General features: G+C 42.6%; 17 protein-coding genes. 7 read left to right on the top strand and 10 right to left on the bottom strand.

What is annotated here, in order from left to right; all coding sequences use genetic code 11:
* Window positions 1-24 precede the first annotated feature (24 nt).
* The 6 genes from K7A41_RS13910 to K7A41_RS13885 all read left to right on the top strand — a co-directional run bounded on the left by K7A41_RS13910 (window position 25) and on the right by K7A41_RS13885 (window position 8,785).
* Window positions 25-663 carry a hypothetical protein gene (locus K7A41_RS13910; protein WP_265714171.1) on the top strand — a complete coding sequence of 213 codons (639 nt, stop codon included), beginning with the start codon at window positions 25-27 and terminating at the stop codon, window positions 661-663.
* 32 nt (window positions 664-695) lie between these two features.
* Window positions 696-1,361: an HAD family hydrolase gene (locus K7A41_RS13905; RefSeq protein WP_265714170.1), complete on the top strand. Its 666-nt coding sequence runs from the start codon at window positions 696-698 to the stop codon at window positions 1,359-1,361.
* 85 nt (window positions 1,362-1,446) lie between these two features.
* Complete coding sequence (locus K7A41_RS13900; RefSeq protein WP_265714169.1) at window positions 1,447-1,935, top strand: gluconate 2-dehydrogenase subunit 3 family protein; 489 nt, start codon at window positions 1,447-1,449, stop codon at window positions 1,933-1,935.
* A gap of 7 nt (window positions 1,936-1,942) precedes the next feature.
* Window positions 1,943-3,658 (top strand): GMC oxidoreductase, encoded by a 1,716-nt coding sequence (locus tag K7A41_RS13895; RefSeq protein WP_265714168.1) that lies wholly within the window; start codon window positions 1,943-1,945, stop codon window positions 3,656-3,658.
* A 398-nt stretch (window positions 3,659-4,056) separates the two neighbouring features.
* Window positions 4,057-7,203 (top strand): SusC/RagA family TonB-linked outer membrane protein, encoded by a 3,147-nt coding sequence (locus K7A41_RS13890; protein ID WP_265714167.1) that lies wholly within the window; start codon window positions 4,057-4,059, stop codon window positions 7,201-7,203.
* A 16-nt stretch (window positions 7,204-7,219) separates the two neighbouring features.
* A complete protein-coding gene (locus K7A41_RS13885) occupies window positions 7,220-8,785 on the top strand; it encodes a RagB/SusD family nutrient uptake outer membrane protein (RefSeq protein ID WP_265714166.1) in 1,566 nt (521 codons plus the stop codon).
* Window positions 8,786-9,159: 374 nt separating this feature from the next.
* On the opposite strand, the gene nrdF is transcribed toward K7A41_RS13885, so the two are convergent.
* From nrdF to K7A41_RS13865, 4 genes are all read right to left on the bottom strand, one after another.
* Window positions 9,160-10,146 carry a class 1b ribonucleoside-diphosphate reductase subunit beta gene (nrdF, locus tag K7A41_RS13880; protein ID WP_028071916.1) on the bottom strand — a complete coding sequence of 329 codons (987 nt, stop codon included), beginning with the start codon at window positions 10,144-10,146 and terminating at the stop codon, window positions 9,160-9,162.
* A 136-nt stretch (window positions 10,147-10,282) separates the two neighbouring features.
* Complete coding sequence (nrdE, locus tag K7A41_RS13875) at window positions 10,283-12,388, bottom strand: class 1b ribonucleoside-diphosphate reductase subunit alpha (RefSeq protein ID WP_265714165.1); 2,106 nt, start codon at window positions 12,386-12,388, stop codon at window positions 10,283-10,285.
* Entirely contained in the window at window positions 12,348-12,803 is a 456-nt protein-coding gene (gene nrdI, locus K7A41_RS13870) for a class Ib ribonucleoside-diphosphate reductase assembly flavoprotein NrdI (RefSeq protein WP_265714164.1), read from the bottom strand. The genes nrdE and nrdI overlap by 41 nt, the downstream gene beginning before the upstream one ends.
* On the bottom strand, window positions 12,793-13,104 hold the full coding sequence (locus K7A41_RS13865; protein WP_265714163.1) for a thioredoxin family protein: 312 nt from the start codon (window positions 13,102-13,104) through the stop codon (window positions 12,793-12,795). The genes nrdI and K7A41_RS13865 overlap by 11 nt, the downstream gene beginning before the upstream one ends.
* 279 nt (window positions 13,105-13,383) lie before the next feature.
* Between K7A41_RS13865 and K7A41_RS13860 the strand changes: the two genes are divergently transcribed.
* Window positions 13,384-15,786 (top strand): prolyl oligopeptidase family serine peptidase, encoded by a 2,403-nt coding sequence (locus K7A41_RS13860; RefSeq protein WP_265714162.1) that lies wholly within the window; start codon window positions 13,384-13,386, stop codon window positions 15,784-15,786.
* Between the two features lie 113 nt (window positions 15,787-15,899).
* Here the strand turns inward: K7A41_RS13860 and K7A41_RS13855 are convergent, their stop codons facing one another.
* The 6 genes from K7A41_RS13855 to leuD all read right to left on the bottom strand — a co-directional run bounded on the left by K7A41_RS13855 (window position 15,900) and on the right by leuD (window position 22,806).
* Window positions 15,900-16,415 (bottom strand): DUF2911 domain-containing protein, encoded by a 516-nt coding sequence (locus K7A41_RS13855; protein ID WP_265714161.1) that lies wholly within the window; start codon window positions 16,413-16,415, stop codon window positions 15,900-15,902.
* Between the two features lie 310 nt (window positions 16,416-16,725).
* Entirely contained in the window at window positions 16,726-17,973 is a 1,248-nt protein-coding gene (gene ilvA / locus K7A41_RS13850) for a threonine ammonia-lyase IlvA (protein ID WP_265714160.1), read from the bottom strand.
* A 212-nt stretch (window positions 17,974-18,185) separates the two neighbouring features.
* On the bottom strand, window positions 18,186-19,340 hold the full coding sequence (locus K7A41_RS13845; protein WP_265714159.1) for a 2-isopropylmalate synthase: 1,155 nt from the start codon (window positions 19,338-19,340) through the stop codon (window positions 18,186-18,188).
* Window positions 19,341-19,464: 124 nt separating this feature from the next.
* Window positions 19,465-20,538, bottom strand: coding sequence for a 3-isopropylmalate dehydrogenase (gene leuB, locus K7A41_RS13840; protein WP_028071923.1), 1,074 nt, complete (start codon window positions 20,536-20,538; stop codon window positions 19,465-19,467).
* 205 nt (window positions 20,539-20,743) lie between these two features.
* Window positions 20,744-22,222, bottom strand: coding sequence for an ATP-binding cassette domain-containing protein (locus tag K7A41_RS13835; protein WP_265714158.1), 1,479 nt, complete (start codon window positions 22,220-22,222; stop codon window positions 20,744-20,746).
* The gene (gene leuD, locus K7A41_RS13830; protein ID WP_028071925.1) at window positions 22,216-22,806 is read right to left on the bottom strand and encodes a 3-isopropylmalate dehydratase small subunit; all 591 of its coding nucleotides are present in this window, start codon (window positions 22,804-22,806) and stop codon (window positions 22,216-22,218) included. Before leuD ends, K7A41_RS13835 begins: the two co-directional genes overlap by 7 nt.
* Window positions 22,807-22,891 lie beyond the last annotated feature (85 nt).

Here is a 22,891-nt window from a genome sequence, read left to right as displayed (position 1 = left end):
TCAACAGTTTAAAAAAGAGAGAAAATGGCAATATTACAAGATGGACCAAATGGAGGATTTCGAGGTAAGGTAGGATCGGTATACGGATATTATCTCAATGGAAAATGTATTATTCGCGGTGCACGCAGGAAAAGTACCAAGCCACCCACTGCAGCGCAACTGCTGCACAGACAGAAAACAAAATTGAGCAGCGAATTTTGTGCTTTGATAAAGCCGATTATTACTTTCGGTTATCAGTTTGAGGCGGCCAAACACCCTAAATGCGGAGCATTTCAGCTGGCCCAAAAGACGGTTTTTAATGAAGTATTATCCGTGGATGTGGATAATAACCCCTTTATTAGGCTGGAGAACCTCCGGGTTTTTGTCGGAGATCTCATGCCTCCCGCTGACGCCCGGGCCTATCTTGAAGGCGATAGTGTAAAGCTTTCCTGGACGCCAAATCCTCAATATAAAGATAGCATTTATAAAGTGAATTTAGCTTGGGTCAGTTTGGATGACCATGGAGATCTTGAGATGGCTGTAGCGGATGCTGCTCAGGGAGAATGCACGGTCAAGATTCCGGCATTGACCAATCCTCATACGAACTATCACATTTATATCGGCTTTTGGGATACCTTTCATGGCGCTTTCTCAGATTCAGCATATTGCGGCCCTATTTTGTAGGAAATTCAAGTGATTTGTGTATCTTTAACACTATGAATAAACTACAGGCGGTATTGTTTGACTTGGACGGTACTCTTATTGATTCCGAATACTTTTATTTTAAAAACTGGGCTCCTATATTACAGCAAGAATTTGATCTTAAGATAACCTATGAAGATTGGATCCGCGATTTTGCCGGGCATACACTCGCACATAATGTGAAGCGCTTGGTGGAAGTCTGCGGTTATGATACCACAGAAGAATATATGTGGAAACGTACTCGTGCCGCCTATGCCGATTCGAATATGAGCGATATTGAGCTGATGCCTTTCGCTGAAGAAATTTTGGCTTATCTACAAGAACAGCAGATCCGTATCGGATTGGTGACATCAAGTTACCGCAGTACCGTGGATACAGTGCTCGGCAAACATGGGCTGCTACATTATTTTGAGTTTTTTGTGACCCGCGAATGTGTGGAGTTTCCCAAGCCTGACCCCGAACCGTATCTTTTGGCATTGAAGAAGCTGGATTTGCCAGGTGAGGCCTGCGTAGCGATTGAAGACACAATCACTGGTAGTACTGCGGCTCTGGCAGCCGGACTGCAGCTGGTCGCTGTAACGAAGCAGGCGGTAGAACGTGCCAGACTAACAGCTGTGGAAAACATTGTGGAAAACTTGTCGGAGGCAAAAGAAATGCTGGCGAAGTGGATTTCGCAGTAATATCTGCTCGATTTAATCGTTTTAGCATTTGTATTTTTATTCGGATATACGTAATATTACCGAATTGTTAAGGGAATTCTGAATTATGAACCGAAGAACAGCAATCAAGCAACTTTTCATTGTAGCAGGAGGACTGACCATTTTGTCGTCCTGTCTGAATGATGGAGGAGCGTCAATTGTATTGAATAAGCTGAAAATTTCAGCTGCTGACGAGCAATTTTTGGGCGATTTGGCCGATATTCTTATTCCGAAGACGGATACGCCGGGAGGAAAAGACCTGAATCTACATCTTTTTGTGGTGAAGATGGTCGACGATTGTGAGTCGCCCGAAAATCAGCAGAAATTTGTTGCTGGATTCAACAAACTGCGGAAGCAACTAAATCTGACAGACAGCGAAGCGACAAAAACGACGCTGTTAAATTTGAAAGATCAGACCGATGAGAAGGCCTTCTTTGATATTTTTAAATCGCGGGCAATCCAGGGATATATGAATTCGGAATATGTAATGAAGAATAAAGTCGTTTACAAACTTATTCCAGGACCGTACAATGGAGCGGTAAACGTAAAGGGATAGATCCAGCATGGCAAATTTAAATATTGACAGTGAAAAAAATAGGACCTATGATGCAATCGTAATAGGTTCGGGTATCAGTGGTGGCTGGTCCGCAAAAGAATTGTGTGAGAAAGGGCTAAAAACCCTGGTGTTAGAACGTGGACGGGATGTACAGCATATCAAGGACTATCCGACGACCAATATGATGCCCTGGGAGTTTGAGCATCGGAATGAGATGCCTTACAAAATCAAGCAGGAAAATCCAATCGTTAGCAAATGCTATGCATTTCATGAGGATGCGGCGCATTTTTTTGTCAAGGATAATGAGCATCCATATATACAGGAAAAGCCTTTTGACTGGATCAGGGGGTATCAGGTAGGCGGGAAGTCGTTGTTGTGGGCAAGGCAGACTCAGCGTTGGTCAGACTTTGATTTTGAAGGTCCGGCGCGCGATGGTTTTGCTGTCGACTGGCCGATACGCTATGCGGACTTGGATCCGTGGTATGCTTACGTCGAAAAGTTTGCTGGTATTGCTGGCGATCATGACGGGCTTCCAGAACTACCAGATGGTGAGTTTTTGCCCGGATATCCGCTGAATATTGTCGAAAAATATTTTAAAGAAAAAGTACAGCAGAGATATCCGGAACGAAAAGTGATTTCTGCACGTTGTGCTCACCTTTCCAAGCCAAATCCAATCCATATCGAACAGGGCCGTGTGCAGTGTCAGAATCGTGTGCTCTGTCAAAGAGGCTGTCCTTTCGGCGGTTATTTCAGTTCTAATGCTACGACACTACCCTGGGCGGCCAAGACGGGTAATATGACCCTACGTCCATTCTCAGTCGTGCATTCTATTTTATATGACGAACAAAAAGGTAGGGCAGTTGGTGTGCGGGTCATTGATACCAATACCAAAGAGGAAATTGACTTCTATGCAAAATTGATTTTTGTAAATGCTGCGGCAATCAACACAAATTTGATTCTGCTGAATTCCAAATCTAACCGTTTCCCAAATGGTTTAGGAAATGATAGTGGGGTATTAGGGAAATATGTAGCATTCCATAACTATAGTGCCCGAATCTATGCCGAATATGAAGGGCATTTAGATTATACGGTAGAAGGACGAAATCCCGCGGGGGGCGGTTATATCCCTCGTTTTAGAAACCTTCATAAGCAGGAGACAGATTTCTTGCGGGGATATGCGGCTGGTTTTGGCGCATCGCGAGGCAAAGAATCGGACCGCTCCGGCTTAGGGCTGGACCTTAAAAATAATCTCCTGAATCCCAAATTGGGCATCTGGCAGGTCGGTTCACATATGATGGGCGAGACCATACCAAAAGAGTCGGGTATGGTAACGCTCGATGGAAGCAAGACGGATGACTGGGGAATTCCCTTGTTAAAGATTGCGGTCGATTACGATGAAAACGATGAGAAAATGAAAAAAGATTACATCGAGGTCATGACCGAAATGTTTACAGATGCTGGTTTTACCAATATTCGCCCTGATACACATTGGCAGGCCCCGGGACTTGATATCCACGAGATGGGGGGTGTCCGTATGGGACATGATCCGAAAACTTCGGTACTCAACAAGTGGAATCAAATGCACGCGGTAAAAAATGTCTTTGTTACAGATGGCGCCTGCATGACATCGACATCGACTCAAAATCCTTCGTTGACTTATATGGCATTTTCTGCCCGATCAGTAGATTATGCAGTCAGCGAAATGAAAAAAGGGAATATTTAATCATTCTGACAAGGGAGAGATTTTTGAAATAAGTCTTTCCCTTTTCAGATTAAAGTGCTAATTTTAATACCATCATCACATGATGTGATGGAAGCAATAACCAAACATTAAAAAACAGAAATTAAACAGTTGAAAGACCAAAATTAAGAAACCAATATTTTTTTGCCAAAAATGAAAAACGATTTAGCATAACGAACTATAGGGCCAAACTACGGCCTAACGGAGAGCAACTGTCTATATGGCGGGGACTGGTTATCTCACCGAATAGCCGATAGCTAGCTTTTTTGAGCAAGTAAGACTCCTTTTTGAAAGGGACTAACTAAAGGAAAACTACATTAAACTGGACGTTTCTAGTAATTTTTTGCTAAAACGTTTTTATAAACCAAATCACTATTAATATGAGCAAAGTTGACGTAAAATCATTTGCGCGGCTAGGGAAAAATTCGAAATTATTTTTCTCATTGGCTGTCATTGCTGGTACTGTCCAACAGGTCAATGCCGCTAGCGGAACTTCCTTTAAGTACGAAGGGGCAGCCTTTGTAAAACATGCCAGTTTTCGCCAGCAACAGTTGAAAGGAAAGGTACTGGACGCTGCTGGAAAACCTATCGTCGGGGTCTCTATCGCAGTAAAGGGGACATCGAAGGGAACCCAATCGGATGCGCAGGGTAATTTCTCGATTGAAGCCGGCTCCGGAGATGAGCTGGTAGTCTCTTCTGTGGGTTATAAGTCGAAAGAAGTGACTGTAACCGGTGCGACTGTAACCGTCCAATTGGAAGACGATCAGGGGCAATTGGATGAAGTGGTTGTCGTGGGATATGGTACTATGCGTAAGTCGGATGTAACCGGTTCAATTGCGATGGTCAAGGGCGCGGATATGATCAAAGATCAGAGCTTTAGCCCTTTGGACGCCTTGAGAGGTAAAGCCTCAGGGGTAAACATTTTCTCCAACTCGAGCCAACCGGGTGCCTATGCCAATCGAGTGGTCATCCGCGGGGTAGCAACCATCAATTCATCTTCCAATCCTCTATATGTGGTGGATGGAGTCGTGATGGAGGATTTCCATTTGCTGAATCCCAATGATATCGAAAATATTGAAGTGTTAAAGGATGCGTCCTCCGCAGCAATTTATGGTGCCCGCGGTGCGAACGGGGTTATCTTGGTAACTACTAAAAGAGGCAACAAGGACGGAACCCGTACCATCAGCTATCAAGGTTCAGCTGGTGTAAGTTCAGTACAGCGTTACATGGACGTACTCAACGCGCAGGAGTGGGTGGATGCATTTATGATCGGATTGGAGAACGAAAATAAATATCAGGGAAAATCTTGGTCATTGAAAAAATCAGATTGGTTTAACGATCCAAACTATTTTGATGCGAGTGGTAATCCGCTTTATGATACTGATTGGCAAAGAGAAGCAACCCGGACCGCTATTTCACATAACCATCAGTTGAATATACAACAGGGAGATGATAAGTCATCGGTAGGCGCTTTCTTGAACTATACGGATCAGCAAGGTGTGATGAACAATACCTGGAATAAACGTGTAAATGGAAAACTAGCCTACGATGCTAAACCGACCTCGTGGTTGTCCACAGCAGTCAACCTTACTGTCAATCATACATGGGGACGCTATACACCGGAGGATGGTGGCGGTCAAGAAGCTCGTCGAACTATGATAGAAATGCTGCCCTGGTATCCTATTTATGATAAAAATGGACAATACACGTTCTCTTCTTCATCCTCAGTTTCTGATAAATTAGGATTTGAGGGGATGGCCAATCCTGTCTCTATTTTAGATCTACAAAAACGTATGCGTTATAATACCCAGATTTTTGGAAACGCTGCTTTGACATTTCATTTAGCAGAGGGCTTGGATCTAAAGACTCAGCTGGGGATAGATAACCACAAAAAGGCTTATAAAGGATACTCGTCTATAACACTTAATAATATTTCCAGGCCTAACGGATGGGCGGAAATGAATGACACGAATACTTTATATTGGCAGGAAGAGACTTATTTGACTTACAATAAGCAATTTGACAAGCATAGAATTAATGCCATGGCAGGTCTATCTTGGCAAGAAAGGACCTATGATTTTAACAGTTCTAGAACGGAAGGTTTCTTTGATGATGCTTATGAATATAATAATATGGGTATCGGTATTACACCTTCAACACCTGGATCTAGTTGGAATAAGTGGGCAATGAATTCGTATTTCTTACGTGCAGCATATTCCTATGACGATCGTTATTCGGCTACCATCACCGGCCGTTATGATGGTTCATCCAAATTCGGAAAAAATAATAAGTATGCTTTCTTCCCGTCCGCAGGGCTTGCTTGGAATGTTTCCAATGAAGATTTTCTAAAGGATAATGCATCGATTAGTAACTTAAAGTTTCATACAAGTTATGGGTTGACAGGGAACTCCGAAATAGATCCGTATAAATCACTGGCTATTGTGGATGCTGGTACAATCTTACTCAATAATTCCAGAGCTCCTTACTCATTCGTTAATTCCATTTCCAATCCGAATTTAAAATGGGAAAAAACAGCTCAGTTTGACGCTGGGGTTGAATTGGGGCTATTTCAAAACCGTTTAAATTTCGACGTTTCATTCTATCACAGAAAAACTACCGATCTATTATTGGATGCGCCAATTCCGACAGCATCTGGATTTAGTACTGTTATCGAAAATATTGGATCTGTACAAAACCAAGGCTTGGACATGATGATTAGGGGAACGATCCTCGATAATGAAGATTTTAGTTGGAACGCGTCGCTGAATGCTAATTACAATAAAAACAAGGTATTGAAGTTGGGGCAAAACAACGCCGATATTTTGATGAATAGTTGGGTTGGTGGTGCCAATAGCATAATTCGTGTAGGCGAAAATTTAAATAGCTTTTATGGTTATAGGAGGCTAGGAGTTTATACGCAAGCAGATGTGGATGCGGGAAATGCTACCATGAGCCAGATCGGGCGCGCGAAGAGAACTACGGAGAAGGAGGTAATTGGCAAAGGGTTGCCAGATTGGACTGGTAGCTTTATCAACAATTTGAGATATAAGAACTTCGATTTCACATTAGATCTTCAATTTGTTAAGGGTGTTGATGTGATGCAGCAGTTTTTTCACTCTACTTATGACCGCTTTGGTATTACCAATGGGCTAAAGGAAATTTTGACTGAGGCTTATAATGGATCAAACCCGAATACTATGCAACAAGCTATTTATTTGACCAATAACGGTCATGCGGGACAAGATACCAATGTCGATGATGCATGGGTCGCGGACGGCTCATATTTACGCGTCAACCTGATTCAACTGGGATATACTTTCACACCCGAGGCTCTTACACGTATAGGGTTAAAGCGTCTAAGGATATACGCGAACGCCAATAATCCATTTTTATTTACATCCAAGGAGTTTTTAGGATATGATCCTGAAAGTACTTCGCAAGGAGAAAGTAAGTTTGGACAAAATATGACATTTTTCTCGTACCCGAGAGCGAAAACTTTCTCTTTAGGGGTGAATGTAACATTTTAAAATTAGGAGATAAGGAATGAAAAATAAATTTTTTATGTTGTTAATTCTCGGATTAAGTTTAACAACATCTTGTAACAAATTTTTAGAAGAAGATCCGCAGTCTAATTTGTCTCTGGATGGATACTATAAAAATCCGGCTCAAGCTGAAGCTACAGTAAATTCATTATATAGAAGAGGAGCCCCACAACGGTATTCTTTGGCCGGAAGCGCATATATTGGTCCCTCAGCATCTGTTAATACAATGTTGACCGGTTATTTCACGAATAGCTACGAAGGACAGGAACGTGTATGCTTATTTGCGAGGGAGTTGACCCGCCAGCAAAATACCAACTTGATTACCGGTGCAATGAATACAATTTGGGATGAGAGTTATAAGGCTATTAATATTGCAAATGCGGGAGTAAAATATATCCCGACAATTTCGTTTGTTTCTGAGGAACAACAAAAGGTGCTGTTAGCCGAAGCGAAGTTCTTTAGAGCCTATAACTATTTTTATTTGGTAAAGACCTTTGGGGCTATTCCGCTTAGTTTAACACCCATTGAAACTCTTGAAGATGATTTATACCTAGAGAGAACAGAAGCCGCAAAGATATATGAGGTAATAGAGGCAGATCTTAAAGATGCGGTCAGGGATTTGCCAGCCAAAACATTTGCTGAAAATGGACATAGAGTGACAAAATACGTCGCAGCGATGGCTTTAGCTAATGTATATCTACAAGAAGGAAAGTTTAGCGAGGCGGCTGAGGCAGCTAAAATAGTTATCAGTTCACCCCATAAAATGACTGAAAATGTTGATCTTAAGATGAATAGTGCGTATAACAAGTTGCGTACAACCGATGATTTAAGTGAGGTTATCTATGCGCAAGAATACGATGCAACGATCAATACGAGCAGTTGGTGGACAACCTATGCCTTTACGTCATCGGCAACCTCGGTTTTTGACAAATATGCGATTTTTGAGCGCGTATTTGGGCCCACTAATCAATTCCTGAATGTCTATAAGAAGGAAGATCTACGTATTCAGCCCAATCAATTCTTTCACTGGTCGTATACCAATCCAGTAAATGGTAAAAAGTGGACATCGGATGTGGCGGGAGTTTGGTATTATTTTGATGAGCAGGCTGCTACAGTAACTGGACGGGGTACAAAGGACTGGAATTTTTATCGCTATCCGGAGGCGCTTCTAATTGCGGCGGAAAGCATCGCTAAATCTACTGGCGTCAGTACAGAGGCAGCAGGCTATTTAGCCCAAGTGAAGGCCCGTGCAAATACAGAAGGGAAAACCGTAGCCGACTTTATTTCCGAACTGCAAGCACTATCTGCGGATGACTTTGTGAAAGAATGTTGGAAAGAGCGTTTGCGTGAGTTCCCACTTGAGTTTAAAATGTGGGATGATATCCTCCGGACGAAAATGTTCCCTGTGATTTCGACAACAGAAGCCGGAAAAGTGGATTTCGTTCCTTTAATCGGAGCAAAAAATGGATCGGGCGCGACATTTAAAGAATCAGATTTGTTGTGGCCAATTTCACCAGATGAGATACAGCGTAATAATAAATTAACGCAAAATCCTGGATATCAATAAATATAACCCTTTTCTCAATACGGCCATCGCTTGCGATGGCCGTATTTGTTTAGGGCTACTGCATTGGAGTTAAAAATATGTTGAATAGCCTTGCATATTTTGAATACCGTATACGCCCGAAATCTCTCCGCTAGCAAATCGCTTGCTGACGCTGAATTCCTTGCATTATGACCGGAGTGCGGATACCGAAAGGAAAGAGGATAGAAATGTCGTAATGATTTATGGTGTAGCACCTATATTGAGTTGGCTGTTTGGAGCGTTGTAGGACGCCGCGTGGCGCGGGTTAGATATCAAAGCATTCCAGCAATAGCCACTGATTAACAATAAATCCCCGGAAGCCAGCTTCCGGGGATTTATTGTTTAATGTCATATGATTATATATCGACGACAACCTCCATTTTGAAATCGTCATCTTTTAAGTGAACGATTTCTGTGGCCTTCTCGTAGTTTGTAGATTTCTTCGAGAAAAAGTCGTGTTGCGTTGTCTCCGTATTTAAGCCGTTCAACACGATAGGATTCACTTGTTTGACTTCGAAGATCGGGTCAAAGCCTAAGTTCATCAAAGCTTTGTTGGCGTTGTAACGCACATACTCTTTTACTTCGGCTGTCAAACCTACTTCTGTATAGATCTCCTCTGTATACTTCAGCTCGTTTTCGTATAGATTATAAAGCAAGGCAAGAAAACGTGCTTTTACCTGATCTTGGTTTTTCAATGTTTTGAATTGATCCTGCGCCATCAAACCGACGAATACGCCGTGAATGGACTCATCTGCGATAATTTTCTTGATGATATCGGCAGATGCTACCATCTCACCTTGGCCACATAACCATAACGGCAGAAAAAATCCTGAATAAAACAGGAACGACTCAAGCAATACCGAAGCAGCCATAGCCATATAGATCTCCTCATCCGAAGCGTCTTCTTTATCGATGGCACGGTAATAACCGTCGATCATCTGTGCTTTATATTGTAGGTATTTATTTTGCTGAACCCATTCGAAGATTTCGTTAATCTCAGCTGTTGTTGACACCGTTGTGAAAATAGTGGAATAGGATTTGGCGTGGATCGCTTCCATCATACACATGTAGGATAATACAGCCTTATTCTGCAAGGTGTCGATGTGATCGATGATCTTCGGCATACCTGTATGGCTCTGCAACGTATCCAATAGAGTCAGGCCGCCTAATGCTTTTTTATAGGCTTCTTTCATCTCTGGGCTAATGCGCTTCCAGCTATCGATATCTTTTGAAGGGATGTATTCGGTGTCAATCCAGAACTGACGGATATTTTGTTCCCAGAACATCAGTACATAGTCGTTCTCGGGGGTATTCCAATTGACAGCTTTATATGTTTTACTCATTTTCTATTTTACCGTATTAAGCATTTATTATCATGTATCTGGTCTTGTCTGCTGTTCGATTAAGCCAAAAGTTGCCAATAACTTAGGCAACTTTTGACCTCTTCACATTATATATCCAAATACTAAAATCTCAGGATTAAGCCGAACAAGAGACACATTCATCGATGGTCGATTTTCTTGTCCGTGTATAATATAGGGATTTTAATCCCAGTTTATGTGCATAAATATAATATCTAGACAGATCTCTCGTCGTGTCTTTTGAATTGGTATGCAAGATGGTCGATACGCCTTGGTCAATATGACGTTGGATGACCGAAATCAACTTCAATACCTTAAACTGATCCATATCATAGGCCGATTTGAAATAGAAGTAATTATCGTTGGTCAAATACGGCATTGGATAATAGGTGGTACTATCGCCGTATTCGCGAACCTCGATAATATCTACAATAGGCATTACAGAAGCGGTCGCATTCATGATATAGGATGTCGATTGGTTTGGTGCAATAGCCAGACGGTAGGCGTGATAGATACCATGTTCTTTGACTTTAGCTTTTAGCTCCAGCCAATCTTCTACCGTTGGAATATGCACACCTTCAAATAACTCTTTTACTTTATCTGTTTTTGGAAGGTAGTCCCTGTTAACATAGTTATTGAAGTAACTGCCATCGGCATAGGCTGATTTTTCAAATCCCACAAATGTCTTACCGCGCTCTTTGGCAATCTCCATCGAAGCTTCCAATGAATAGAAGTTCATCATCATAAAGAACGTATTGGCGAAATCCAGGGCTTCGTTAGACTCGTACATGATAAAGCTCTTGGCTAGATAGCCGTGTAGGTTCATGGCGCCTAAACCTACCGAATGCAACTCACGGTTTGCTTTTGCTATAGACGGTACCATGTCGATGTTGGTGACGTCTGTAACAACTGTCAAGGCACGCATAGCTGTTTTCACTGCTTCTTTGATGCGCTTGTTGTCCATGACCGTCGCAATATTTAACGAGCCCAGATTACAGGAGATACCATAACGGATGGTGTCTTGTTTGCCATAGATTTCGATATCTGACACCTGTGACACCTGCATGATTTCTGTACACAAGTTAGAGAACTTCACTTGGCCGATTTCGTTCAACGCATGTACACGGTTGGTATTTTCTTTGAAGAAAATGTAGGGATAACCTGACTCTTTTTGTGTCTGTGCAATTTTCACCAATAAGTGACGAGCATTGATTTTCTTTTTCTTGACATTTGGATTGGTGATCAATTCGTCATACATTTTGTCCATATCCATCTCATCCAGATACTGGCCATATTCCTGCATTACCGTGTGCGGGTAAATCAAATAACAGGGTTCATCCTTCTCTGCCAGTTCCATGAATTTATCTGGAACAATAATACCGATAGATAGGGACTTAATACGTACTTTCTCGTCGACGTTGATTTTCTTACAATCGAGAAACTCCTCAATGTCGGAGTGGAAAATATTTAAGTATACCGCGCCAGCACCGGGACGTTGCCCCAATTGATTGGCATAGGAGAAAGTATCTTCCATAATTTTCATAATGGGAAGTACACCTCCAGCGCGACCTTCAACTCCTTTGATAGCTTCACCGCGTGCGCGGATCTTGGAGATGTTAAAGGAAACCCCACCACCGATGGATGACAATTTCATCGCAGAGTCTACCGCATAACCGATACCATTGAGGTTGTCGCCAATCTCGTCCAAGAAACAGGATACCAGCTCTCCGGAGCGTTTTTTGCCTGCATTTAAAAATGTTGGCGTAGCGGGCTGGTACTCTTGGTTAATCATGATCTCAGCATATTGGATTGCTTTTTGAACACCTTCTTCTCTTGCAAGGAATAAAGATACTGCCACGACACGGTCTTCATAACGCTCTAAGAATTTTTCGCCAGAGTCATCGCGTAGTGCGTAGCTCTGAAAAAACTTGAATGCCGCCATAAAGGACTGAAAACGGAATTTTTTAGCATATACATAATTATATACTTCTTCCATTTCCTCAAATGTAAACCACTGATAAAAATCAATGTAATAGTTGTTTTCGATCAAATAGTCTATTTTTTCTTTCAATGTATAGAAGAACACGGTGTTCTTGTTTACATATTCCAGGAAATAGGCGCGCACAGCCTCTTTGTCTTTATGCAAGCTGAATTCGTCGTCATGCTTAATCATGATTTCATTATTAAGCAATATCCAGTTTTTTGCTACTTCGTTTGCTACCATCGCAAAAGTTCTTTAAGATGTCAATAAATTGATTTATATCTTCCATTGTTCCAGACAATTCAAACTTGAATGCCAATGGAATGTCGAAATCATGTGAAATACGGTCGGCTGCTAAACCGAAGTTGGGGCCCCAGTTGCGGTTGCCACTTGATGTAACGGAATAAATATTTTTCGCTTCCCGTTTCATGAATTCTTTTGTGTTTTCGGGTACCTGACCAAAATTGGTGGTAAAGGTGACCAGATGTCCAGGATGTTCTACCTGCAGGTCGGCGCTAATTTTATGAATTTGCCAGCCTGTGATCTGAGCTACCTTATCGATAAACCGCTGTACGTTTCCGGTTCTGGAATCGTAATAGATGTGTATCTTATTACTGCCAATGTTGTCCATGATGCCTCCGGCTTTTTCAAAGTGCAATAGCAGCCAATTCTTCTGGTTTAAAACCAATAATACGGTGTTGGATTTCTTCGTTTTCCACAACGATTACTGTAGGTACCGTCCGGATTTTGAATTTTGCAGCCAAGTCAGGTTCATCAAAAGGATTAACCGTTTCATATTGGATCCCTTTTTGATCCAAATAAGCCGATACTTGTGCGCAGGGAGCACAATCATTTTTCTCAAATTTGATAATTCTTGCCATGTCTAAATGTTTATTTTTAATCCAATCTTTATAGAAAAAAGATCGGTAATTACTTCCTTGAATTACTAATTCTTTCATTAGCTTAACAAATATCCTATATTTTCTTTCCATGCGGTAGTTTGACTTTTCCACATTTTGGGTAAAAGTTTGTCATAGGACGCGTTTACTGCTAGTTAACACTGTTAAGCTCTTGAATATTAGCTTGATATAAATGTGGATAACTTTAGATACAGAATTTTTAAGTGTTTTTTCACGAGTAAAGTAAGTCTAATTTTTGTGTCATAAAATAGCTGCAGTACTTGACTTTTTTTTGTATTTTTATTACATTTTATAGCCTTAAAATTCAAAAATAAATTTATGAAGAAGTTACTCTATGGTCTTTTGCTTGTGCTCTCTTTGCATTCCCAGGCGCAAGAACGTATCACGTTCCAAAAACCATCCTCTGAAATTTTGGCTTTGGCCGATTTTGTGCGTCCACCTCAAATTAAAATCTCGAGCGACAAAAACTGGATGCTGTTTACTTATCGTCCCACCTATAAAAGCCTGGAAGAGCTAGGCCAGGAGGAGATGAAACTTGCCGGACTCCGGATTAATCCGAAAACTAATATGGAGAGCTCTACTATTTTCTATCATAAAATCGGATTAAAGAAGATCGGACAGCAAGCTGAATATACAGAATTTGAAGGAATGCCCAAGGAGGTAGCTTTGGCGAATTTTGTATTCTCTCCGGATAGTAAACGACTGGCTTTTACAAATACAAATGATTCGGGGACAGCGTTGTTTGTGCTGGATCTAACAACCAGGAAAGTTAGCCAATTGACATCTTATCATTTGAACGCTGCTTTGGATGCTCCTTTCCAATGGCTGAACAACTCTGAGCGTCTGATCATTACTGTACTTCCAAAGGAGAAAGGGGTGGTGTTGGACCCATCGAAAGATTTGCCTACAGGGCCTGTCGTGTCGACCAGCGACGGAAAGGTATCGCAATTAAGAACGTATCAAGATCTATTGAAAAATCCTCAGGATGAGCATAATTTTGAAACACTGGTGCAGTCCGACCTACAGTTTGTAGATTTGGACGGCACTATTCGCCCGTTTAAAGGCAAGGGGATTTATTCGGATATTTCTTTTTCGCCCAACGGGAAATATATAATGGTGACTAGTATCACCCGGCCATATTCCTATGTGGTGCCAGCCTCACGTTTTCCACAACAGACACACATCTATGATCTTTCCGGCAAAGAGATTGCAGTGGTTAACGAAGTGCCGTTGACAGAGGTAATGCCTAAAGGATTTTCTTCAACTCGCCCAGGCAGACGATCGCTGCACTGGCGTAGTGATCAACCGGCCACACTAGCCTATGTGGAGGCCTTGGATGGCGGGGACGCAAACCAGCCTGCAGCTTTTCGCGATGCCCTGTATACATTAGAATATCCTTTTACGGGCCAGGCAAAAATGATTTTTAAAACGCAGGACCGCTTTGCTGGAGTCGTATGGGGAAACGATCGTTATGCCCTGGTCTATTCGCATTGGTATGATACGCGTAATGTTAAGACTTTTGTGGTGAATCCGTCCAATGGGGAGTCCAAATTGCTGCACGACCGCAATAGCCAGGATATCTACAATGACCCTGGAAATGTATACCAAGAAAAAAATACTTTAGGTACATATACCATGTATCTGAATAAGGATAAAGTTTTGTTTGTGGGAAATGGATTTACCAAAGCAGGTGAATTTCCTTTTGTGGATGAGCTGGATCTGCGTACATTAAAGAAAAAGCGGATATATACCGCACCAGAGTCTGAATTACAGGAACGAATTGCGCAGATTGTGGATCCCCGGAAAGGGGACCTACTGATCTCCCTGCAGTCGGCGTCAGTATATCCAAATTATTATCTGAAAAATATGAAATCAGGTAAGCAGACAGCTTTGACAGCACTTGAAAACCCTTTTAAATCCCTTGAAAAGGTACACAAAGAAATCTTAACGTATAAGCGCAATGATGGCGTGGAGCTGTCTGGGACCTTATACTTGCCGGCAGGATATGATTTCAATAAGAAAGAGAAATTGCCGTTGTTGATGTGGGCATATCCTAGAGAATACAAAGACAAGAATACCGCCGGCCAGAGCACGGCCAATCCAAAGGAGTTCACATTCCCCAGCTACGGCTCTTTTATATACTGGGTATCGAAAGGCTATGCTGTATTGGATAATGCAGCCTTTCCAATTGTAGGGGAGGGCAAAAAAGAACCCAATGATACGTTTATCGAACAACTGGTTGCCAATGCTGAAGCTGCGATCAATGCGGTAGATAAGCTGGGATATATCGACCGGAAAAAAGTAGCTGTGGGGGGCCATTCTTATGGGGCGTTCATGACGGCACACTTGCTGTCCAACTCAAAGTTATTTGCGGCAGGAATCGCACGGTCGGGCGCATATAATCGTACGTTGACACCTTTTGGTTTTCAGAGTGAACAGCGCAACTTTTGGGATGATCCCAAGCTTTATATGACGATGTCACCTTTTGTTAGTGCGGACCGCATGAAGACGCCGTTATTGCTCGTCCATGGCGGAGCAGATAATAACCCGGGAACATTTACACTACAGACAGAACGGTATTTTCAGGCATTAAAAAATCTAGGTGCGCCTGTACGTATGGTGATTTTGCCACGTGAGGCGCATGGCTACGCAGCCAAAGAAAATATCTTCCACCTCCTTTGGGAGCAGGACCAGTTTCTGGAAAAATACTTAAAGAATTAAATCGTGTTTTAAATTGACTGAAGCTTGGTTCTGGCAATAAAAAAACAGGTCCTTTAAAAAAAGAGGTCACGCAGAAATATTCCTGCGTGACCTTTTTTGTACATCGGTAATCTTTAATTACCAGCTTTGACCTTAAATGGGACAACATATTGCCCCCATTCCAATGATACAGTACCGTCGGGCGCGGCATTGATCTTGAATTGTTCCTGACTGTCGTTGGAGGTTCCATTGACCGCCGTAACGCGCAGGGCATCATCTTTAGCGTCGTACTTTGTACCCCACTGGTCCCACACCTTACTGAAGATAATAGTGGTCTCATTTTCTCCAGGAATGCTGTAAAGGCCATACTTTCCGGCAGGCAATTTTTGTCCTTCGACCAGCACATCTTTGTCAAATTGGATGGAGGTAGCCTCGTTGGCACCGGTACGCCACACTTGGCCAACAGGGGCAATATCAACACCTATCTGGCGACCCTTGAGCGAAGGGCGGCTATAATTGATGTCTATTGTCACCCCATCGGTTGTGGTCACCTTTGTATTGGCTGGTGGACTTGGACGTTTGCTTTTGTCTGTCTGCGCAAAAGTAAGCTGACCGATTAAAGTCAGGATCGTTAAAATTAGTACTCTCATTTTCTTTGCTTATATTGATTAAACACTTAAAGATAAGAAATTTAAATAATGCAAGAACTAGTTTTTTGACAATTCGCTGCATGCTTCCGATATTAATTTGGTCCTATATAAGCAGTGGACTCGAAAAATTCAGTTGGGCAGTTATGGAATGGGCAGGAGGCCCTTTCATGCTCTGCCATCGAAGCAAACAGCCTGTAATAAGAGGGCAGGAATCGACAAAACAAGATTTTGAGAAAAAGAGCCAGAATCTGCTGTCCCCAAAAAGCTTACACTATTTGTTGGGGCAGTGTATTGCATCCTGGCTCTGTTGTTAAACAAGGTATTCAAATAAAGTCTGGTCCTTATTAATTTCGATGACATCAAATTTATACTCTTTCATACGGGCGATCAGTGTTGCGTAATCCTCCGGCTTATTGAGCTCGATACCGACTAAGGCTGGACCGCGTTCGCGCTCTGTTTTTTTGATAAATTCAAATCGTGTAATATCATCTTTCGGGCCTAATACTTCTGATACGAAGAGCTTTAATGCTCCGGGACGTTGTGGGAAGCGTACAATAAAATAATGTTTATATCCTTCGTAAAGCAATGAAAGTTCCTTGATTTCGCTCATGCGGTCGATATCATTGTTACCGCCTGAGATAATGCAAACGACCTTTTTGCCTTTGATTTCCTCTTTATGGAATTCCAATGCTGCCACGGACAGTGCTCCTGCCGGTTCGACGACGATGGCGTCTTTATTGTATAAATCCAGAATGCAGGTACAGATTTTACCCTCTGGGATGGAGCGGGTGTCATCCAGTAGCTGGCTGGCGATGGCGAATGTGGTGGCACCTATTTTCTTGACGGCTGCGCCATCCACAAATTTGTTGATATGTTCCAATTCGGTAGGAGCACCATGTTGCAACGCTGCCTGCATGGAGGGTGCACCTTCGGGTTCTACACCATAGCATTTGATAGCCTTGTTCTTGCTTTTGAGGTAATAGCTTGTGCCAGCAGCTAATCCGCCGCCACCGATGGGAATAAATATGGCATCCATATCAGGTAGGTCCTGTAATGCTTCTACCGCAACTGTTCCCTGGCCTTCCAGTACCTGAAGGTCATCAAATGGAGGAATGAAGGTCATGCCATATTGTTCGGTGTAAGCCAGGGCTGCTTTCTGACAGTCGTCAAAAGTATCACCGGTCAAAACAATTTCTACATTTCCGTTGCCCCACATTTCTGTCTGGGAAATTTTCTGACGCGGTGTCGGGCCTGGCATGAAGATGACGCCTTTGATATCCAGTTTATTGCAGGAGAACGCTACTCCCTGGGCGTGGTTGCCGGCGCTTGCACATACTACACCACGCTGCCGCTCTTCGGCCGAAAGCGAAATAATCTTGTTATATGCGCCACGCAATTTATAAGAGCGTACGACCTGTAGGTCTTCTCTTTTGAGATAAACTTCGGCCTCATACTTTTCCGACAGGTGTCGGTTATACTGCAAAGGAGTACGGTTGACTACGGATTTGATACGTTCAAGTGTAGCCTCTGAGTTGATGTTTAGGGTTGATAAATCCATTGTTTTGATATACTTCATTCAGGTACTACGATACATCCTGATCGGATGCTTTTCCAAATAAGACCTGGAATCTGTGTGAATACTGTTGTAAATTTAGCTGATTTTGATGAAATTGCCTGCCAATATGCTTCTCACACAGCAGTCTGTGTTCTTTAAAGTCTGCGATTTGATAAAAAAAGGCTGCATGAGCAGCCTTCCTTCTTTTACATCTTTTACTGGATGAGGCTTTTTAGGTCGTCATCGCAAATATTTTTCTTCTCATCGGCCAAAACCAGGAAGCGTTGATAGCAGGCGGCAAGATCGTCTTTTTCCAGATGGAAACCCAAGCGTTCCAAGTGATGTTTGAGTGCATGTCGTCCCGAACGGGCCGTTAAGATAATATCCGCTTCATCAAGACCTACGTCTTCCGGCCGGATAATCTCGTAATTCTCGCGGTGTTTGAGGAAGCCATCTTGATGGATGCCTGAACTATGTGCAAAGGCGTTACGGCCTACAATCGCTTTATTAGGCTGCACTGGCATGTTCATCATCTCACTTACTTTTCGTGAGATGTAAGTAAACATACGGCTGTCGATATTGGAGCTTAAGCTTCCAAACGATTGATTATGAACCTTAAGGATCATCGCGACCTCTTCCAGGGAAGTGTTGCCCGCGCGTTCGCCAATACCATTGATTGTACATTCCACTTGGCGGGCTCCATTTTGTATGGCGGCAACAGAATTGGCAGTCGCCAATCCCAAGTCATTGTGGCAGTGTGCCGAAATAATGGCCTGATCGATATTGCGTACATTTTCTTTGAGATACTTGATCTTAGCCCCATATTGATCGGGTAAGCAGTAGCCATTTGTATCCGGTATATTTACTACCGTAGCTCCAGCAGCAATGACCGATTCGATCATTTTCGCCAAAAACTCCAGGTCCGCACGGCCAGCATCCTCTGCGTAGAATTCAACATCTTCTACATAAGATTTTGCATGTTTCACAGCCGCCACAGCGCGCTCCAGAATTTCTTCCCTTGTGCTGTTGAATTTATATTTGATATGCATATCCGAAGAACCAATGCCTGTATGGATACGTGGGCGTTTGGCATATTTCAATGCTTCGGCGGCTACATCAATATCATTTTGGTTGGCCCGCGTCAGTGCACATATGATAACATCGTTCACGGCCTTGGATAATTCAACGACAGATTGAAAGTCTCCGGGACTAGAAACAGGAAAGCCTGCTTCGATGATATCAACGCCGAGCTTTTCCAGGTCTTTAGCGATCTCAATTTTCTCTGGAGTAGTTAATTGACATCCGGGTACCTGTTCGCCATCACGTAGTGTGGTGTCGAAAATGTATAGATGATTAGGATCGTGTAACATAATTTACAATTTAAAAGTCAACATTAAGAAGTAAAGAGCGTTGGAAATTGAATACTTAAAATGATTGCATAATATGCTTCATCTATTGTTTTCAAACACATTGCTCCGAACTCATATCTCATTACTATTTGATAAACTCCAATACTTTTGTACCCATCTCTTCTGTACCGAGTATTTTGGCTGCATCTGTGCCCGCATTGGCGATATCCCCGGTTCTCCATCCCGCTTTTAATGTCGCAGCAACAGCATTGGTAACGGCTTTTGCTTCTTCCTGAAGACCAAAGCTGATATCCAGCATCAACGCAGCGGATAGAATGGAGGCAAGCGGGTTGGCCTTATTCTGACCCGCGATATCGTGTGCTGAGCCATGTATAGGTTCGAAGAAACCGGTGCCATCTCCCACAGATGCGGAAGCAAGCATCCCCATAGATCCGGCAATCTGAGAAGCCTCATCCGTCAGAATATCACCAAAAAGATTAGCGGTTAGAACTACATCGAATTTTTTCGGATTTTTGACCAGCTGCATGGCCGCATTATCGATAAACATATGTTCAGTTTCTACATCTGGATATTCTTTGGCTATTTCCTGTACGACCTCGCGCCATAGCCGTGAGGTTTCCAAAACGTTGGCCTTGTCCACCGAACACAATTTCTTGCTGCGTGTACGGGCAGCCTCAAAAGCTTTACGCGCAATACGTTCTACCTCATAACGGTGATAGTTCATTAGATCAGAAGCGAAGGTATTGTCTGCATTGCGATTTTTTTCACCAAAATATACGTCTCCGGTCAGCTCACGGAAAAAGAGAATATCAGTACCCTGAAGAATTTCCGGTTTTAAACTGGAGGCGTCCAACAGCTCATCGAATAACAGGATCGGACGAAGGTTGGCATAGAGCCCCAGCTCTTTACGGATTTTTAACAAGCCCTGCTCAGGCCGCACTTTTGCCGAAGGATCGTTATCATACTTGATATGTCCAATGGCACCAAAAAGAATTGCGTCGGAAGCTTTTGCTTTTGCCAATGTATCGTCTGGAAGCGGATTGCCGGTAGCTTCGATCGCGGTATGTCCCATGATGGCTTCGTCAAAGCTGAATTCATGACCGTAATTTGTGCCGATCTTCTCCAAAACTTTTTTACCCCATGTGGTTACTTCTTGGCCGATGCCATCTCCAGGTATGATTAAAATATCTTTCTTCATTGTATTTTTAGTATTGAGACATTAGATATGCGTATTGAGATTTTACTTGTACGACCTTATAGCTTTCCACATGTCGCCCCTTTCTTGATCTTTAATTTTTACTTATTGGTGAGGCTCAAGTTTTGTTGGCCTAAGGCTTATCTCTTATTTACTATCTAATATCGGTCGTCTATTATGTATTGTTAATTGTCGTTTTCCACATTTTTTATGTTGATAACATCTCTTTTTTGTGGATAACTGGTCCTACTGTTTTGATTTCTCCTTTTTCCAGCACCAGCCTATTGTCTATACAGGTTGGGAGCTGGCTTTCAAAATGGCCGACATAAATGAGTGTCTGTCCATTTTTGCTGAGATCATCGATCACATCGTTGAAATACTGGGTCTGTTCTTTGTCCAGGCCCTGACATGGTTCGTCCAGAATCAGCAATTCAGGATGCTTTACAATGGTGCGGGCGAGCAATGCCAGTCGTTGTTGACCTAAAGGCAGAGAAGCCAGTGTTTTATGTTTTACTTCTTTCAGGTCAAAAAAATGAAGTACCTGTTCAAGCTTTTGCTGTTGCTCATACCCCAGTTTTTGGTAAAGGCTCATCGAGTCGAAGAAGCCCGAAGCAATAGTCTGACCCACATTGGCATTCATGTCATAATACCAATGTAGCTCAGGAGATATGATCCCCAGATGTTCTTTGATTTCCCATATGCTTTCTCCTGATCCCCGCTTTTTGCCAAATAAGGTGATATCATTGGCGTAAGCCTGTGGATGATCCGCATTGATGAGGCTGAGTAAGGTGGATTTGCCAGATCCATTATGTCCTTGCAACAACCATTTTTCGCCTGCTTTGACTTCCCAGTCTATATTTTTTAAGACCTCCTTTTCACCATAGGATACGTTGATCTTATTCATTTTCACCATTACCTGTGCGGATACCTTGGGTGGCTGTTGCAGAAAATAAGGCAATTGTTTGCGTTGGCGTGCTAGCCCTTTGGAAATTTCGCTGTTATGCTTCCGGATTACCAGTTTACCTTGTTGAATTTCTGCAAAACGGTTGATACAATCTGGTTGTTCGTCATCGTTGCTGATCAATAGTAGGGACACGCCCTTTTCAGCAAGCTGGTTGAAGACCCGGTTGAGATTTTTTCGTGACTGTACATCAAGGCCCGTATAGGGTTGATCAATAATAAGTATCTGCGGCTGCAGCCATAAAGCTTTGACTAGCTGCAACCGTTTGTGTTCGCCGCTCGATAGTTCGATCAGCTGCTGGTCTCTGAAATTTTCAAATCCAAAGATAGATAGATAGGGTTCGACATCTTCAAAGGCAAGCTGTTGTTGCTGGGCAAAATGTTTTAATTCCGCAAAGACGGTTAACGTGTCATTTTTTGCGAATTTGTTGTAGCGCTGCTGGTAATAGAAGTTGCGGTCGCCCTCCAGGTTGGTAAATTGAAACCAATTGGACACATAATGAACAGTGGCTGGAAGGGGGCTGGCCGGTTCCCAATGGAAGGTAATTGTTCCCTCATATTTTAACTGTCCGGAGATCGCTTTTGCAAGCGTAGTCTTTCCGGTGCCACTGGGGCCACCCAAAATCCATTGCTCACCAGGTAAAATTTGCCAATTTAAGTCTTGCAGTACGCAATCTTTACCGTACTGAATAGTTAAATTGGCAATATGGACGACAGGATCTACCATTGTCTTGCTGCTTCAAATGATTCAATTAAATCTTTTTGATTACGAATAAAATCGATGTCATCGTAGCCATTGATCAAACATGATTTTTTGTAAGGATTGATTTCAAATTCAAATTGATCGCCTGTTTCGGTTAGCATAACCGTTTGTTTTTCAAGGTCGACGATGACTTCAGTTTTGGGGTTTTGGTGTACAAGCTCAAAGATCTTGTCCAAAAACTCATCCGGTACCTGAATAGGTAGTACCCCGTTGTTGAGGGCATTGCCTTTAAAGATATCCGCAAAGAATGAGCTGATGACAACATCAAATCCGTAGTCCTGAATCGCCCATGCCGCATGTTCACGGCTGGAACCGCAGCCGAAATTTTTGCCGGCAACTAATATTTTGCCTGAATAGGTGGGATTGTTAAGGACAAAATCAGGCTTGGGCTGATTATTGCTGTCAAAGCGCCAATCACGAAACAGGTTATCGCCAAAGCCTTCGCGGGTCGTGGCCTTTAAAAACCGCGCCGGTATGATCTGGTCGGTATCTATATTTTCAATCGGTAATGGTACTACCTGTGATGTTAAAGTTTCAAATTTTTTCATGTTAAAAAAATAAAAATGCAGAATTAAAAATTAAAAAATGGAGCTAGTTATGAGCTGAAAGCCCGGACAGTCTAAGTCTCAATGC

The organism is Sphingobacterium sp. InxBP1 (assembly GCF_026191775.1).
Lineage (GTDB): Bacteria > Bacteroidota > Bacteroidia > Sphingobacteriales > Sphingobacteriaceae > Sphingobacterium > Sphingobacterium thalpophilum.
Note: the sequence above shows the minus strand (reverse complement) of the source record. Positions and strands in the feature narration are given on the sequence as shown.

Excerpts from the sequence above, each read along its gene's own strand:
- K7A41_RS13910 (WP_265714171.1), top strand. The coding sequence starts at position 25 with ATGGCAATATTACAAGATGGACCAAATGGAGGATTTCGAGGTAAGGTA.
- K7A41_RS13905 (WP_265714170.1), top strand. The coding sequence starts at position 696 with ATGAATAAACTACAGGCGGTATTGTTTGACTTGGACGGTACTCTTATT.
- K7A41_RS13900 (WP_265714169.1), top strand. The coding sequence starts at position 1,447 with ATGAACCGAAGAACAGCAATCAAGCAACTTTTCATTGTAGCAGGAGGA.
- K7A41_RS13895 (WP_265714168.1), top strand. The coding sequence starts at position 1,943 with ATGGCAAATTTAAATATTGACAGTGAAAAAAATAGGACCTATGATGCA.
- K7A41_RS13890 (WP_265714167.1), top strand. The coding sequence starts at position 4,057 with ATGAGCAAAGTTGACGTAAAATCATTTGCGCGGCTAGGGAAAAATTCG.
- K7A41_RS13885 (WP_265714166.1), top strand. The coding sequence starts at position 7,220 with ATGAAAAATAAATTTTTTATGTTGTTAATTCTCGGATTAAGTTTAACA.
- nrdF (WP_028071916.1), bottom strand. The coding sequence starts at position 10,146 with ATGAGTAAAACATATAAAGCTGTCAATTGGAATACCCCCGAGAACGAC.
- nrdE (WP_265714165.1), bottom strand. The coding sequence starts at position 12,388 with ATGGTAGCAAACGAAGTAGCAAAAAACTGGATATTGCTTAATAATGAA.
- K7A41_RS13865 (WP_265714163.1), bottom strand. The coding sequence starts at position 13,104 with ATGAAAGAATTAGTAATTCAAGGAAGTAATTACCGATCTTTTTTCTAT.
- K7A41_RS13860 (WP_265714162.1), top strand. The coding sequence starts at position 13,384 with ATGAAGAAGTTACTCTATGGTCTTTTGCTTGTGCTCTCTTTGCATTCC.
- K7A41_RS13855 (WP_265714161.1), bottom strand. The coding sequence starts at position 16,415 with ATGAGAGTACTAATTTTAACGATCCTGACTTTAATCGGTCAGCTTACT.
- ilvA (WP_265714160.1), bottom strand. The coding sequence starts at position 17,973 with ATGGATTTATCAACCCTAAACATCAACTCAGAGGCTACACTTGAACGT.
- K7A41_RS13845 (WP_265714159.1), bottom strand. The coding sequence starts at position 19,340 with ATGTTACACGATCCTAATCATCTATACATTTTCGACACCACACTACGT.
- leuB (WP_028071923.1), bottom strand. The coding sequence starts at position 20,538 with ATGAAGAAAGATATTTTAATCATACCTGGAGATGGCATCGGCCAAGAA.
- K7A41_RS13835 (WP_265714158.1), bottom strand. The coding sequence starts at position 22,222 with ATGGTAGATCCTGTCGTCCATATTGCCAATTTAACTATTCAGTACGGT.
- leuD (WP_028071925.1), bottom strand. The coding sequence starts at position 22,806 with ATGAAAAAATTTGAAACTTTAACATCACAGGTAGTACCATTACCGATT.